This window comes from Bacillus sp. AFS002410 (genome assembly GCF_002556365.1).
In the GTDB taxonomy this organism is placed as follows: domain Bacteria; phylum Bacillota; class Bacilli; order Bacillales; family Bacillaceae_G; genus Gottfriedia.
Window position 1 is genome coordinate 1 of the sequence record NZ_NUEU01000053.1, and the last position, 284, is coordinate 284.

General features: G+C 31.7%; 1 protein-coding gene. It reads right to left on the reverse strand.

What is annotated here, in order from left to right; genetic code table 11:
• Positions 1–266 (reverse strand): IS110 family transposase (locus CN692_RS19145; RefSeq protein ID WP_142317547.1); only part of this gene is annotated, 266 nt, incomplete at its 3' end.
• Positions 267–284 lie beyond the last annotated feature (18 nt).

The window sequence follows — 284 nt, forward strand, 5'->3', positions numbered from 1 at the left end:
ATTAATGGATTAATAACGATGTAAATATAATTTAAGCTATCTAAGAACTGCATAACTGGAGAATGGTAATGTCCTGTCGATTCCATTATTAATACTGGTTTTGTATTGGCTTTTTCTTCGATTCTCAGTAAGAATTGATGTAGCTGCTTAAACCCTTCAACTGTATGTGAAATCTTAAAACTTTTTTTAAAAGGAGTCTTTCTATCTAAAAAAGCTTGTATTTGACTTTCTCCTTTTGCGACATCCAGACCAACTACTGGATTCATAAACTATCTCCTCCTAAA